Source organism: Paenibacillus sp. lzh-N1 (genome assembly GCF_002872435.1).
In the GTDB taxonomy this organism is placed as follows: domain Bacteria; phylum Bacillota; class Bacilli; order Paenibacillales; family Paenibacillaceae; genus Paenibacillus; species Paenibacillus polymyxa_C.
The window spans coordinates 4,629,862-4,646,700 of sequence record NZ_CP025696.1; the positions used below are offsets into that span (position 1 = coordinate 4,629,862).

The 16,839-nt window shown below is 52.9% G+C and carries 1 protein-coding gene (only partly in view); it reads right to left on the reverse strand.

Every position in this 16,839-nt window falls within one protein-coding gene, locus tag C0638_RS20710, for a non-ribosomal peptide synthase/polyketide synthase, read on the reverse strand. The gene is 42,267 nt long; 12,740 of those nucleotides lie to the left of the window and 12,688 to its right, leaving coding positions 12,689–29,527 in view (codon 4,230, partial, through codon 9,843, partial); the first complete codon in reading order (the gene reads right to left) occupies nucleotides 16,835–16,837. Both the start codon and the stop codon lie outside the window.

A 16,839-nucleotide genomic window follows, 5' to 3' on the forward strand; every position in this document is an offset into this window, starting at 1 on the left:
GCGCTTCCGGTGCTGGCAACGCTTTGCGGTCAATTTTTCCGTTTGGTGTCAGCGGGAATTGATCCAGTGGTACGACATACGTCGGGATCATATAGCTCGGCAGTTTGGGCTGGAGTGTGCTGCGCAGCTCCGGCAAATTCAGCGCCTCCGAGGCTACGACATACGCGCACAGATCTTTGTCTCCGTTTTCGTTTTCCCAGGCGGTGACGATGGCTTTCTCAATGCCATCCACAGTCAGCAGCTGCGCTTCCACCTCGCCCAGTTCAATTCGGAAGCCCCGGATTTTGACCTGATCATCCATCCGACCGATAAAGTCTACATTGCCGTCCGGCATCCACCGCGCCAAATCGCCTGTGCGGTACAGTCTTTCGCCCGGTACGAACGGGTTCGCCACGAATTTCTCGGCTGTCAGATCCGCACGGTTCAGGTAGCCCCGTGCGACCCCGATGCCGCCGATGCACAGTTCGCCCAGTACACCAATCGGTACCGGAGTCAGCTGGCTGTCCACGATGTAGAAACGTGCGTTCAGCCATGCCTGACCAATCGGCACATGGCCGCTGCTTGGCAGCTTCGACAGTTCTTCATCATAGAAGCTGGAGTCAATCGCCGCTTCCGTGACGCCATAGCTGTTCATGATGCGGATATCTGCGCCAAACCGTTCTTGCAGCACCCGGTAATCCGTCACGCTGCAGCTATCCGAGCTAGTGATCAGCAGTTCCATGCTGCTCATGTCCAGCCCCTGTTCATGCACATGCTGCATAAACGGTACGATCAGGGCCGGAGTCGATTCGAACACGGTAATTTGATAATCACGAATCCAACCGTGCAGACGGCTAAAATCAAGTCGGTCGTCTTTCGGACAAATGACCATCGTGCCGCCGTTATAGAGCGTCCGCGCAATATCCCCGACGAACACGTCGAAGGAGAAGCTGGCCAGTTGCAGCAGTCGTACTGGGAACTCGCTCAGACGATAATCCCGGCGATACGCCGCAGCCGTATTCACCAAGCTGCGATGCTCGATCATAACACCCTTCGGACGTCCGGTTGTTCCGGAGGTGTAGATCACATACGCCAGATCCTGCGGTTCGTTGATGTGATCAACGTCTGTCGTATCTCCGGTGTACAGTGACTCATCGTCCAATGCCAGCATGATTTGCAGACGCAACTTTGTTGCCGATTCAGATGCTGCTTCGCTGTCAGACTTCGAATCTGATTTCAAGCTTAAGCCTTCATTCAGGCTGTCTCTTTCCATCGTTTCAGCGCTAACTGCCGTCTCCAGCTCACTCTCAGTCTGCCCTCCGGCCAAGGCCTGTCGGCTTTCTTCGAGCCATGCCTTTGCTTGCTCCTGTAAGCCGATTTGGGTCAACAGTACCGTCGCACCACTGTCCTCCAGCATGAAACGAATGCGTTCGGACGGATAATCCGCATCCAGCGGCACATATGCGCCTCCAGCCTTCCATACTGCCAGTACGCCGACCAGCATGTCTACCGAGCGCTCACTCAAAATGCCGACAATCGACTCGCGTCCGATACCTTCATTTCGCAATCTACGCGCCAATTGGTTCGCACGCTCGTTCAGTTTCCGGTACGTAAGCTGTTGCTCCTCGTATACCACCGCCACATGATCTGGTATAAGCTGGGCCTGTTCTTCCACATAGGTATGGAACAGGGTTCCTGCTTCAACAGCAACATCCGTTACGCCCACTTCTCCAAAACCGTAGATGAGTTGCTCTTGTTCCTCATCGGTTACCATGTTCAAAACTGCCAGTGGCTGCTGCGGATGATAGGCAATCGCTCGAACGATTTCCGCAAAATGCTCTGCCAATCGCGTCATAGTCTCCCGCTTGTACAGCGCTGTGCTGTATTCCAGACTGCACAGAATACCTTCTGGCTGCTCTATTGCCTCCAAGCTCAGATCAAACTTGGCCGTATGATTGTCCAGTGGATAGGAGCTCAAGCTCAGCCCTTCCAGCTCGAAATCCCGCTGCTCCATTGTTTTCAGCTCAAACATCGTGTCAAACAGCGCATTCCGGCTCGTATCCCGGGTTAAATTCAGTTTTTCAACCAGCTCTTCAAAAGGATAGTCCTGATGCTCATAAGCATTAAGTGCCTGCTCCTTGACCTCTTGCAGATACTCAAGGAACGATTTGTCGCTGGACGGATAATTACGAATCGCCAGTGTGTTAATGAAGACACCGACTAGATTACTGAGCTCCGCATGCGGTCGTCCGGCAATTGGCGTACCGACAATCATGTCCTCTTGGCCTGTGTATTTGTGCAAGAGTGTGGTGTACGCCGCCAGCATCACCATATATAGGGTAGAGCCGGTCTGGGCAGCCAGTTCTTTCAGGCGTTCACTAACCTCACGCTCCAGTACAAATTCGACCGTATCCCCTGCCGTACTCTGCACCGCTGGGCGGGCAAAGTCCGTAGAGAGATCCAGTACAGGCAGTTCACCTTGGAAAGTGCTCAGCCAGTACGCTTCCTGACGCTGCATCCATTCCTGATGGGCTTCGCTTTGCTGCCATACGGCATAATCTTTGTACTGAATCCGCAATGGCGCCAGCTCTTCACCGCCATACAAACGGACAAACTCATCAGTCAGGACCTCCAGGGACACCCCATCTGAGACGATATGGTGCATATCGAGCATAAGCAGATGTTGGGATTCCTGCTCTATTCCTTGAAGGCCCAGATCCACCAAGCCTACTCGCAGCAGCGGCGCAGCTTTCAGGTCAAACGGACGGACAAAGCGCCGCACCAGCTGTTGCGCCTCTATGTTGACCCTTGTGTACGTATCTGTAGTTGTGTCCTGATCTGTATCCGCAGTCGCACCCTCTGCCTGTACCTTCGTATATTCCACCTCGAACGGTACGGTGTCCTCGATCCATTGCATTGGCTCACTGTCGATCAGCTCAAAGCGAGTACGCAAGGTCGCATGGCGGGCGATCAGTTGACGGAATATATGTTCCACTCGTTTCACGTCCAGCGGACCGCTCACTTGCAGCACCGACGGCATGTTGTAGTTCACATCCAGCGGATCGAACTGATGCAGCACATACAGTCGTTTTTGCGCCGAGGATAGTGGATAGAAGCTACGCTCTTCCGTTACCGGAATGGACGCATACGCCACCTGATCCAGACCTTCCAGCACAGCCGCCAGTTGTTCAATCGTTGGTGCTTCAAAAATACTGCGCAGAGGAAGCTGCTTGTTCAGCTCTTGGTGAATCTTCGAGGTTAGTGTCGTCGCCCGCAGCGAATGTCCGCCAATCTCGAAGAAGTTTTCCTTCACGCCAACTTGCGCCAGGCCCAGCACATCCTGCCAAATTTGCGCCAGCTTCACTTCCACCCACGTCCGCGGCGGGACATAATCGGCTCCGCTTTGCAGGCTACCTTCCGGTGCCGGCAGTGCCTTGCGGTCGATTTTGCCATTGGGACTCAGTGGCATCTGCTCCAGCTGTACAAAGTAGGACGGCACCATGTAGCTTGGTAGTTCCTGCCCCAGCGCACTTCTCAGCTCGCTGGCACTGATTTCTTGCCCGGCAACATAGTAGGCCACCATGTGTTTTTGTCCCGTTTCATCTGCACGAGCCATGACAATCGCTTCTCGTACCGATTCCACTTGGAGCAACTGCGTTTCGACCTCGCCCAGCTCAATCCGGTACCCCCGGATTTTCACCTGATGGTCGATCCGGCCCAGATATTCAATGCTCCCGTCCGGCATCCATCTCGCCAAATCGCCGGTGCGGTACATCCGCTCATACCCTGCTTCCCCGCCAGCAAACGGATCTTTCACAAATTTCTCAGCCGTCAGCTCCGGACGGTTCAGATAACCTCGAGCTACGCCGACACCGCCGATGCACAGTTCACCTGCAACCCCAATCGGCTGCAATTGCTCCGTGCCTTCCTTGACGATGTACAGACGAATGTTTTGAATCGGTTTCCCGATAGGAATAACCGAATAGGCTCCATCAGGCTCGCAATCGAAGTACGATACGTCCACCGTCGCTTCGGTTGGGCCATACAGGTTGACCAGCTTCGCTCCGGCCAGGCTCGACACGAGCCGCTGGAACCGGGCCACATGCTGTGGCGGCAAGGCTTCACCACTGGCAAAGACATGGCGCAGTGTGCCCAGCTTCGCTTGCATCACTTCTCGTGGCTGCTGTTCCACATACTCCAGGAACGCATGCAGCATGGCTGGTACAAAGTGCATCGTGCTCACGCCATCGCGGGCAATCGTGTCGACGATGTCTTCCGGGTTCTTTTCCCCGCCGACCGACAGCAGGCTTACCTTTGAGCCGACCATCGACCACCAGAACAGCTCCCACACCGACACGTCGAAGGTGAAGGCGGTCTTTTGCAGGATCGTATCTTCTGCACCCAGGCCGTAGCGATCATGCATCCACAAAATCCGGTTTAACACGGAATGGTGCTCCACCATTACACCCTTCGGTTTTCCAGTGGAACCGGAGGTGTAGATGACATAGGCGACATGATGCGGCCCAGCCAGGGGCTCCAGATTTGAACCATCTTCGTGGTAAATATTCTTGCCAGCCTGCTCCTGACGATCTAGCACCAGCACCTGACCGTCGAAACTCCGTGATGCTTGCTCCGCCAGATGCGATTGCGTCAGCACCAGCTTCGCGCCTGAATCCTCCAGCATAAAGCGGATGCGGTCGGCCGGATATTCCGGATCGATCGGTACATAAGCTCCGCCTGCTTTGAGGATCGCATAGATACCTACGATCATGTCCAGCGAACGATGGACCAGAATGCCTACCGGCTGATCGGGTTCAACCCCTTCCGCACGCAGCGTCCGAGCCAAACGGTTGGCTCGCTCGTTCAGCTCACGGTAGGTCAACATCTCCGACCCGAATATTACCGCTGCCTGATCCGGTGTAATTGCTGCCTGCTGCTCAAACAGTGCGCTTAGCGTTTGATCCTGCGGATAGGCTGCCGCCGTATCTCCCCACACCTGAACGATCTGTGCCTGTTCTTCCGGTGTCACCAATTCCAGCTCATTCACACGGATATGCGGATTGTTCACGATTTGCTCGATGACATGCAGTACATGTCCCTGCATCCGCTCGATCGTAGACCGATCGTATACATTGGCGTTGTATCTGAACATGATGCGGAAGGTGTCATCCGGCATCACAATCAAGTCCAGATCATAGTTCGTCTGCTCAACAACCTCTACATTCGTAATGTCAAATGCAGACGGACGAACTTCACCCAACTGCTCGACTTGCTCCTCTACCGGGTAATTCTCAAATACCATAATGTGATTAATCAGATTTTGCTTCTGCTCGGTCAGCGCCTGGATTTCATATAGCGGGAAGCTGTCATATACTCCCGAAGCCAACGCTTGCTCCTGCGTGTTCCGCATGATGTCCACAAACGTGGCATTCCGCTCACTTTGAATCCGAACCGGGATCGTATTAATGAACAGACCGATCATATTTTCTACACCCGCAATATCCGTCGGACGTCCAGATACGACACTGCCGAATACAACATCCTCATTGTTATTATATTTCTGCAAAATCAGGCCCCACACGCTCTGCATCAGCGTATTAATCGTGACCTGCTGCTGCTTGGCAATCCGGTACATGGCTTCGCTCCACGTTGGATCCAGATCTACCGTTACTTTTTCAGAAACATATTCGCTGGCTTCGCTTGCTGTCGAGGATACCGCATGTTCCCTGCTGTCCGTCACGTGGTCTTTCGATGCAGTATCCGATCCTGGCAACAACGTCTGCTGTTCAAAGCCTGCCAAATAGTTGCTCCAATACTCTTTTGCCGCACGTTCGTCCTGACGCTCCAGCCATTCGATATATTGGCCATACGGTGTGATCGGAGCCAGCTCCGGCTGTTTCTGCTCCAGCAGCGCAAAGTACGTACCAAACACTTCCCCGGTAACGAGCGATAAGCACCAGCCGTCCATGATGATGTGATGGAAGCTCCAGACCCAGTGATACGTCTCTTCATCGGTCTGCCATACCTGTACGCGCATGAGTGCATCCGTACCGAGATCAAAGCCCCGAGCCTGATCCTCCTGCTTCAACGCCTGGATATACGCCTGTTGTTCTGCTGGCTGCATTCCGCGTACATCCTTGAAGGACAGATCGCTATCTTTGTGACGGAACACCAGTTGCAATGGCTCCTGACCATGTCCGGTCTCAAACCGATGGAAATTCGTCCGCAGCGCTTCATGACGCTGTGTCAGCAGATCTAGGCTCTTGCGGAAAACAGCAACATCGAAGCTGCCTTTTTGATCAAACGATGCTTGCTGGAAGTATGCGCCTGAGTCTGGCTCCATCAAGCTATGGAACAGCATCCCTTTCTGCATGGGAGAAAGAGCATACACATTTTCCAGTTCGCCCACAGAAGCCGTTTGCTCCGTCAATTGCTCCAGTTGTTCCAACGACAAGCCTTTGAACAAGACATCGCTTGGCGTTAGTTCGCTCCGCTCTTGGGAGGCACAATGCTTGATGACTTCCTGCAAGCTTTCCCGTAGCAACTGCGCAAATTTTTCTACGTTTTGCTGATGATATACTTGGCTGTCATAGCGAATTTCCAGTGTCAGCACGCCTGCTGTAATCATGCCGTTCACATTCAGCGGCTGCTCCAGCACGGTATAACCACTCATCGGCTCTCCGTCCGTATGCGAAGACAGCACGATATCGCTTTGTTCCAAATCCTGATCAAATTGTCCCAAATAGTTAAAGCTGATCTCTGGCTGCAGGCTCCAGGAAGAGGTAGCATCATCCGAAGACATATACTTCAAAATACCGTAGCCAATGCCCTTATGCGGCACATGACGCAGGTCCTCTTTGACCCGCTTGATGCGCTGCCCAATCTCTGCCTTTCCATCGACATCCAGCAGCACCGGATACTGACTCGTAAACCAGCCCACGGTACGTGTAATATCCATATCTGGAACAATAGCTTCCCGGCCATGTCCCTCCAGATTGACCAGCACACGCTCCTGACCGCTCCAGTTGTACAATGCGCTGCCGAGTGCGGTTAACAGCAGATCATTGACCTCCGTATTGTACGCACGATGTGATTCCTGAAGCAGCAACCGGGTTTCCTGTTCGTTCCAAGCCACGGTCACCGTCTCACTATCTCTGACCCAAAAAGGCTGTCCTGCTGCTTTGTCTTGATCCTTAGGTAGCGATGCAACTTCTATGTGGGCAAGACGCTGCCAGTATTCGCGTTCGTTGTCAATGGCTGGACTATTCGCATATTGAGACAACCGCTCTGCCCAAGCAGAGAACGAATCCGTTTTATAAGGCAAGCGAATCGCTTCTCCCCGAACGGCCTGCTCATATCCAGTCGCAAAATCTTCAAACACAATCCGCCATGAGATCCCGTCTATAACCAAATGGTGAATGGCAATCAGTAAATGATCTCCATCCATGCAGCGGAAAAGTCCCAGCTTCACCAGCGGTCCTTCATCCAGACAAATAAAGCTTTGGATGGCATTGGCTTTCATCTCAATTGCGGCTGCCACCTCTGCCATGTTTTGCACCTTCGTCAAATCTACAACGTCCAGACTGTACAGCTCGCCTTCGTTCACACCGCGATTCCACGCCTCATAGCCCTGTTCGGTCTGACGGAAGACCATACGCAGCGCATCATGATGCTCCGTCACCTGGGTCACCGTGCGATGCAATGCGCCTATGTCGAAGCCTTCTGCTCTATGCAGCATCACCGACTGGTTGAAATAATGCGGCTCTGCCGACGATAGTCCAAAAAACCACTGCTGGATCGGGGTCAGCTTGACGCTGCCCGAAACCTCGCCCTGATCGGCCGTACGACTAACTGGGTGTACATGACCACTCAGCAGCGAAATGGATGGATATTGGAACAAATCCTTCATGTCCAGCTTGTAGCCCGCTTGCAGCAAGCGGGAGGATACCTGGATTGCTTTGATCGAATCGCCGCCCAGATCAAAGAAATTATCTAAAATACCGATGTTCTTCGTTCCTAATACAGACTGCCAAATCGAAGCCAACGTCTGCTCCAGCGCTGTGCGCGGCTCTACATAATCCGCTCCGCTTTGCAGACTGCCTTCCGGTGCCGGCAGGGCCTTACGGTCGATTTTGCCGTTCGGTGTCAGCGGCATCTGCTCCAGCTGGATGAAATACGAAGGCACCATGTAGTTTGGCAGCTCCTCACCCAGGAAGCCGCGCAGCTCCCCAGCGCTTACGTCTCTTTCAGCGACATAGTACGCCACCAGTTGGTTTTGTCCCTGCTCGTCCGCTTGAGCCAGGACGATGACTTCTTGCACGTTTTCCACTTTCAACATTTGTGCCTCGACTTCGCCGAGTTCGATCCGGTAGCCCCGGATTTTCACCTGATGGTCGATCCGGCCCAAATATTCAATGTTGCCATCAGGCATCCATCTCGCCAAGTCCCCCGTACGGTACATTCGTTCATAGCCTGCTTCACCCGCCGCAAACGGGTTCGCTACGAATTTCTCCGCCGTCAGCTCTGGGCGATCCAGATAACCACGCGCCAGACCCGGACCGGACACGCACAGCTCACCTGCTACGCCGACCGGCGCCAAATGTCCATGCCCATCCACCATGTATACCCGGTGATTCGGCATAGGACGTCCGATGGAAATGAGTTGGCCTGCCCGCTCATCCTCGGATACCGGCCAGATGGACGTCGCCACCGAGTTTTCGGTTGGACCATAGCCATTGTAGTACGCCACCTGATCCTTCCACTTGTATACCAGTTCGGTGGATGAGGCTGAACCCGCAGTGAACAGAATACGCAGGTGCGGCATCCGCCCCGGCTCCAAATACACTGCATAAGTTGGCGGCAAAGCAGCCACCGTAATGTGGTGATCCGCCATATATTGCTCAAACCGTTCGTAGTTCAAAATCGTCTCTGTTGTTGGCACGTATAACGTAGCCCCGCAGAACAGCGCCTGGAAGATTTCCCAGCAAGCCGCATCAAACGAATAGCTGGCAAATAGCAGCGCATGATCCGACGCACGAATCTTGAGCGTCTGATCAAAATACGTTTTCAGATTGCACAGCCCGTGGTGCTCCAGCATCACGCCCTTCGGCTGCCCGGTTGTACCTGACGTGTAGATCACATACGCCAAATCGTTTGGACCAGACAGCGGCTCCAGGTTGGAACCATCCTCGTGGTACACCGATTGTTCCCCATCCAATACCAGCACTTGACCGTCGATAACGGCTTTGTCCACCAGATGACTTTGTGTCAATAGCAGCTTCGCTCCCGAGTCATCCAGCATATAGCGGATACGTTCCTCCGGATAGGTTGGATCGATAGGAACATAGGCGCCTCCGGCTTTTAAAATCCCGAAGATGCCCACAAGCATGTCCACCGACCGCTCGGTCATCAGACCCACCAAACGATCTTTCGTCACGCCTTGACTGCGCAAGGTACGCGCTAATCGATTGGCGCGTTCATTCAGCTCGCGATAAGTCAGCTGCTCTCCTTCAAAGAACAAGGCTGTCTGCTCTGGCGTCTGCGCGGTTTGCGCCTCGAACAAGCCGTGAATCGTTTGCTCGCTTGCATAGGCTGCCGCTGTATTGCCCCACACCTCAACGATTTGCTTACGCTCCTGCATCGTAACCATGTCCAGTTCATGTACGCGAATGTTCGGATTCGCTGTCACCTGCTCCAGTAGCTGCACCAGATGACCTCGAATGTGCTCCACACTTTCCCGTTCAAAGGCTAGGGCATTATAGCCAAAGCTCATGTGAATGGTATTCCCCGGCAGCACTACCACGTTAAAGTCATAGTTGGTCTGCTCGACAGACTCGGCTCCTGTGATCGTGAAGCTGGACGCCTCACTACTACCTAATTGCTCGATTTGTTCCTCTACCGGATAATTTTCAAAAATAAGAATATGATTGATCAAATCCTGCTTAAGCTCCGACAGCCCCTGAATTTCATACAACGGATACGTATCATACACATGGGAAGCAATCGATTGCTCCTGGATGTGCTTCATCACGTCGGAGAATACGCTATCCACCTGACTGCGGATACGCACCGGAATCGTATTGATAAACAGACCAATGATATGCTCCACATTCGGAATGTCTGCCGGACGTCCAGATACTACACTGCCAAACACGACATCATCGGTGCCATTATATTTTTGCAGCAAAAGGCCCCATACGGTCTGCATCAACGTATTGATGGTGACCTGATAACGCTTGGCTATGCGCTGAATACCAGCTGTGAGGTCTGCGCCCAAATCAAAATCCAAACGCTCCGCCTGATACCCCGTCTTACCCTGAATTTTTGCCTGTGGCAAACGGGACTGCTCCTCATATCCTTCCAGAACCTTGCTCCAGTAGCTTGATGCGGCCTGACGATCCTGCTGTTCCAGCCATTCGATATATTGACTGTACGGCGTTACAGGGGCCAGTTCAGGTTGTTTATGAGTCAGTATCGCAAAATAACTCGCAAACACTTCGTTGGTCACCAGCGACAAGCACCAGCCATCCATCACGATATGATGGAAGCTCCATACAAAACGGTACGCATCCTCACCTGTGCGCAAAACAGCGACACGCATCAAAGCATCCTGCGCCAGATCAAACCCTCTTTGTTTGTCTTGGCGCGTAAATTCGAGCATGTACTCGTTTTGCTTCTCTTCCTCCATATCCCGCAAATCCTCAACATACAGTTCGCTGCGCTTATTCCGGTACACGACCTGAAGCGGTTCATCCTTCCAGCCGCTGTAGAAGTTCGTACGCAGTACTGTATGCCGCTGCACCAAAACATCCAAACTGGCCGCAAAGGCAGCGATATTAAACTCTCCTCGCAGATCAAAGGAGGCCTGTTCAAAATAAGCTCCCGATTGCGAATCCATCAGATTGTAAAAGAGCATGCCCTTCTGCATCGGCGTCAGTGCGTATACATTTTCCAGCTCACCGATACGTGCCGCTTGTTCCGCGATCTGTTCCAGCTCTCCAGTCGTCAGACCTTTGAAGGATACATCACTTGGGGTAAGCTCTGGCCGCTCCTGAGCGACGCAATGCGTAATGACCTCTTGCAAAGCGGATTGCAGCAGCCCCGCCACCTGTTCCAGCGTTTCTTTACGATACTGCTTACGGCTGTAAGCGATCGTCAAGCGCAGCGTGCCTTCCGAGATCATTGCGTTCAGATCCAGCGTGTACGGCAAGCGGGAATGGGCATCCTCTGTTTCCCCTGTACGGTAGGAGGACAACGTAATTCCACTGTTTTGCAGATCCTGATCGACCTGACCCAAATAGTTAAAGCTGATTTCCGGTTCGGCTGCGATCGTGTCCATTTCATCTGCAGGCAACGCAGAGGACAGGTAACGCCAAGTGCCATAGGTCAGGCCTTTATGCGGAATACGCCGCAGGCCTTCCTTCGTTTCTTTAATCCGCTGAGCCAGTGTCATTTCCTTGCCGGTCTCCAGCAGCACTGGATACAAGCTCGTAAACCAGCCTACTGTACGTGTAATATCCACCTCTGGCAAGATCGCTTCCCGGCCATGGCCCTCCAGGTTCACCAGTACATGTCCTGCACCTGTCCAGTTGTGCACCGCGAGTCCCAGCGCGGTCAGCAGCAAATCATTGACCTCGGTGTTATAGGCGCGATGGGCCTGCTTCAACAGTTGCTCGGTTTCAGCTTCAGTCCACTCCACCGTTAGCACTTCGCTGTCTGCATTCACGGAGCCCTCATAGGCAAAATCCTTAGGCAGTGGTGCAGCTTCAGCTTTGACCTGTTCCAGCTGCTTCCAATAGACTTCATCCGATGCAGCCTCAGGACGGTTAGCATAAGAGGATAACTCCCGTGCCCAAGTTTGGAAGGAATCTGTTTTATAGGGCAATCGTACAGGCTCGCCCTGGATCGCCTGCTCGTAGCCTGTCGAGAAATCTTCAAACAGAATCCGCCACGACACCCCGTCCACCACCAAGTGGTGAATAGCGATCAGCAGATGGTCGCCCTCCGCTGTGCGGAACCATCCGAGTTTCACCAAAGGTCCTGCGGACAGGTCCATGCTGCTTTGGATTTCCGTTGCCTTCGCTTCCAACTCTTCCGCATAAGCAGCCCGTTCACGGTAATCCAAAGTTTCCAGTGTATATAACGTGCCTTCCTCTACATGGCGGGTCCAAGCCGTGAAACCAGAGGAAGTCTGACGGAAGACCGTACGCAGCGCATCATGATGCTTCACGAGGTGATCCATGGCTTGGCGAATTGCCGTCTCCTCAAAGCCCTCCGCGCGATAGAGCATAACCGCCTGATTAAAGTGCTGTGGACGCTCGCGCTCCTGCGCAAAGAACCAATGCTGGATCGGAAGTAGCGCCGTTTCCCCGCTGACTTCTTCCTGATCTGCCATACGACGGACCTCGTGCATATGCGGTGCCAGGGCTTCAACGGTTGGATACTGGAACAAATCCTTCATGTCCAGCTTATAGCCAGCCTGGAACGCACGGGACGCGATTTGGATCGCCTTGATCGAATCACCGCCCAGGTCGAAGAAATTGTCCAGAATACCGACCGTCTGCAGCCCCAGTACCGACTCCCAGACCGCTACCAAAGCGCGTTCTTGCATAGTGCGCGGCTCGGCATAATCGGCCCCCGTTTGCAGGCCGCCCTCTGGTGCAGGCAATGCCTTGCGATCGATTTTGCCATTCGGTGTCAGTGGTAGCTGTTCCAGTTGTACAAAGTACGATGGCACCATGTAGCCTGGCAGCTCCCGTCCCAGCTCACTTCTTAGCTCGCTGGCCTCGACTACTTGTCCCGCGACATAGTAGGCCACCATGTGGTTTTGGCCCATTTCGTCCATACGGGCCACGACCACGGCTTCGCGCACCGATTCCACCTGGAGCAGCTGCGATTCGACCTCGCCCAGCTCAATCCGATAACCCCTGATTTTCACCTGATGATCGATCCGGCCCAGATATTCAATGTTGCCGTCCGGCATCCATCTCGCCAAATCGCCGGTGCGGTACATCCGTTCATACCCGGCTTCTCCGTCGGCAAACGGATCGGCTACGAATTTCTCGGCCGTCAGCTCCGGTCGGTTCAGGTAACCGCGGGCTACACCGACACCGCCGATGCACAGTTCCCCTGCAACCCCAATCGGCTGCAATTGCTCCGTGCCTTCCTTCACGATATACAGACGGATATTTTGAATCGGTTTCCCGATCGGGATAACCGTATATTCCTCATCCGGCTCGCAATCGAAGTACGATACGTCCACCGTCGCTTCGGTTGGGCCGTACAGGTTGATCAGCTTCGCTCCGGTCAGGCTCGATACGAGCCGCTGGAACCGGGCCACATGTTGTGGCGGCAACGCTTCACCACTGGCAAAGACATGGCGAAGTGTGCCCAGCTTCGCTTGCATCACTTCCCGTGGCTGCTGCTCCACGTACTCCAGGAACGCATGCAGCATGGCTGGAACAAAGTGCATCGTGCTCACGCCATCGCGGGCAATCGTTTCGATGATGTCTTCCGGGTTCTTTTCCCCGCCCACGGACAGCAGGCTCACCTTTGAGCCGACCATCGACCACCAGAATAGCTCCCACACCGACACGTCGAAGGTGAAGGCGGTCTTTTGCAGGATTGTATCTTTCGCACTCAAGTCGTAGCGATCATGCATCCACAAAATCCGGTTCAGCACGGAATGGTGCTCTACCATTACGCCCTTCGGTTTTCCGGTCGAACCGGAGGTATAGATGACGTACGCGACATGGTGCGGCCCGGCCAGCGGCTCCAGATTCGAGCCGTCTTCGTGATAAATGTGCTTGCCATCCTGCTCCTGACGATCCAGCACCAGCACTTGGCCGTCGAAACTCAGCGATGCTTGCTCCGCCAGATGCGATTGCGTCAGCACCAGCTTCGCGCCTGAGTCCTCCAGCATAAAGCGGATGCGGTCGGCCGGATATTCCGGATCAATCGGCACATAGGCTCCGCCTGCCTTCAGGATCGCATAGATGCCTACGATCATGTCCAGTGAACGGTGAACCAGAATGCCTACCGGCTGATCCGGTTCAACCCCTTCGGCACGCAAGGTGCGTGCGAGACGGTTGGCTCGCTCATTCAGCTCTGCGTAGGTCAACGACTCCGCTCCGCACAACACCGCCACTTGCTCCGGCGTGTTCGCTGCCTGCTGCTCGAATAATGCGTTTAGCGTTTGATCCTGCGGATAGGCTGCCGCCGTATCTCCCCACACCTGAACGATCTGTGTCTGCTCTTCCGGTGTCACCAATTCCAGCTCATTCACATGGATATGCGGATTGTCCACGATTTGTCCGATGACGTGGTTGATATGACCATAGATACGCTCCACTGCAGACCGGTTATACACCAGCGCATTGTATTCAAACAGGATAGAGATATCCTCATCAGGTACGACAATCAGATTAAAGTCGTAGTTGGTTTGCTCTGCAAGTGCCACATTGGCAATAGAGAAGCCTGTTTGTGCCTTTGTCTCGCCGGAACCGCCCATCTGCTTCATCTGCTGCCCGATTGGGTAGTTTTCAAAGACCATGATGTGATGAATTAGGTCTTGTTTTTGTTCAGTCAGTGCCTGAATGTCGTACAGCGGGAACGTGTCATAGACACTGGAGGCCAAAGCCTGTTCCTGTGTACGCTGCAATACTTCAGCAAATGTAGCATCCGGTGCACTGCATATCCGTACCGGAATCGTGTTGATAAACAAACCGATCATGTTCTCTACGCCTGCAATTTCTGCCGGACGACCGGATACAACACTACCAAACACAATATCCTGATTATTATTGTATTTCTGTAAAATAACGCCCCAAACGCTTTGCAGCAATGTGTTAATCGTTACATGTTGTTGCTTGGCAATTCGGTTTAATGTGGCACTCCGTTCTTTACCCAACATAAATGGCAGCTTTTCCGAAACATAACCGGAATTTGAACTTCCACCGCTTCTGTCTGTATCTTCATCGCGTTCTACTACAGAAGCTTGCACGTTCTCACTAGGCAACAATGTTTGCTGCTCAAAACCTGCCAAATAGTTACTCCAATAACGGGTCGCTTCCCGTGCATCTTGATGTTCCAACCATTCGATATAGTCACTATACGGCTTGACAGGTGCGAGCTCTGGCTGCTTATTCTCCAGCAAGGCAACATATGCACCAAACACTTCGTCCGTCATCAGGGACAGGCACCAGCCGTCCATCACAATATGATGGAAGCTCCATACAAAACGGTATGAGCGATCACCCGTGCGGAAGACAGCTACGCGCATGAGCGCATCCTTGCTTAAATCAAAGCCTCGAGCTTTGTCCTGGGCCACAAATTCAGCTACAGCCTGTTCACACCCTCTGACATCCTCATAAAAGAAGCTCGGATTTTTATGACGATAGACAATCTGCAACGGTTGACCATGCCAGCCACTATAGAAATTCGTCCGTAATATAGCATGTCGACTAACCAGCAGCTTCAAGCTTTCCTCGAATATAGACGGTGCAAAGTAGCCCTCAAGATCAAAGGTCGCCTGCTCAAAATACACGCCTGTTTCTGCATTCATCAAACTGTGGAACAGCATACCCTTTTGCATTGGCGTTAGCGGGTACACATTTTCCAATTCCCCAACCGTCTTTGTTTGCTCCTTAATCGTATCTAATTGCTCCAGGGTCAGACCTTTAAACAGCACATCACTTGGAGTCAATTCGGTCCGCTCCCGTGTGACGCAATGCTCGATCATTTCAAGCAGATTGGATTTCAACAGATCAGCCAGCATCTGCACGGTGTCCTTACGGAAGGCTTTTCCGTTATACCGAATCTCCAGTTCCAGGATGCCGTTCGTTACGATTCCGCTCACTTCGAGCACATATTTCATCTTCGTCCGGTCACTAATGACCGATCCCATCGAGTAAGGAGACATACGGATATCGCTGTTTTGCAAGTCCTGATCAAACTGGCCGAGATAGTTAAAGCTTACTTGCGGCTCGGCAAAAGCTTGATGTTGACCAACGGCTTGACCAGATTCATTCAAATATCTCCAAATTCCATAGCCAATTCCTTTATTAGGAATATGGCGCAGACTCTCTTTGACCTGTTTGATGCGTTCCGACAAAGCGTGACCACGGCCGATGTCCAGCCATACCGGATATTGACTCGTAAACCAGCCTACCGTACGAGAAATGTCTGTATCCGGCAAAATGTTCTCACGGCCGTGTCCCTCTAAATGAATCAGACTACGTTCATGACCCGTCCACGTGTACAGCGTCATGCCCAATGCGGTCAGCAGCAGATCGTTCACTTCCGTGTTATATGCGCGGTGTGCTTGCTTCAATAGTTTTTCTGTCTCTTCTTCCGTAAGCTGGAAGTCCACTGTATCCGTGTCAGCTAGGGTAAATGGCTCAGCCTGCCCTTGATCCTCAGGCAAACGTACTTGGTCTAACAAAGCGGCTGCGTTCCATTGTTCCCAGTAGGTGTGTTCACTTTCCATGGCCGCGCTATTCGCATAGGTGGAAAGTTTTTGTGACCAGAAACGGAATGAATTCGTTTTGTCTGGTAACTGGAGCGCCTCTTCACGGATGGCCTGTTCATAAGCTACAGCCAAATCCTCGAACAAAATACGCCATGATACCCCGTCCACGACCAAATGGTGAATTGCCATCAGGAGATGATCCCCGTCTGCACAGTGGAACAAGCCAGCCTTTAACAGCGGCCCTTCTTGCAGTTGAATACTGCTTTGAATTTCACTGGCTTTCGTCTCAATTGCCGTGCTGAGCATAACTTCATCCGTCAAATTGCTAAAGTCCAGCACATCCAGGTGGTACAGCTCGCCTTCCTGTATTCCACGGTTCCATGCTTGGTAGC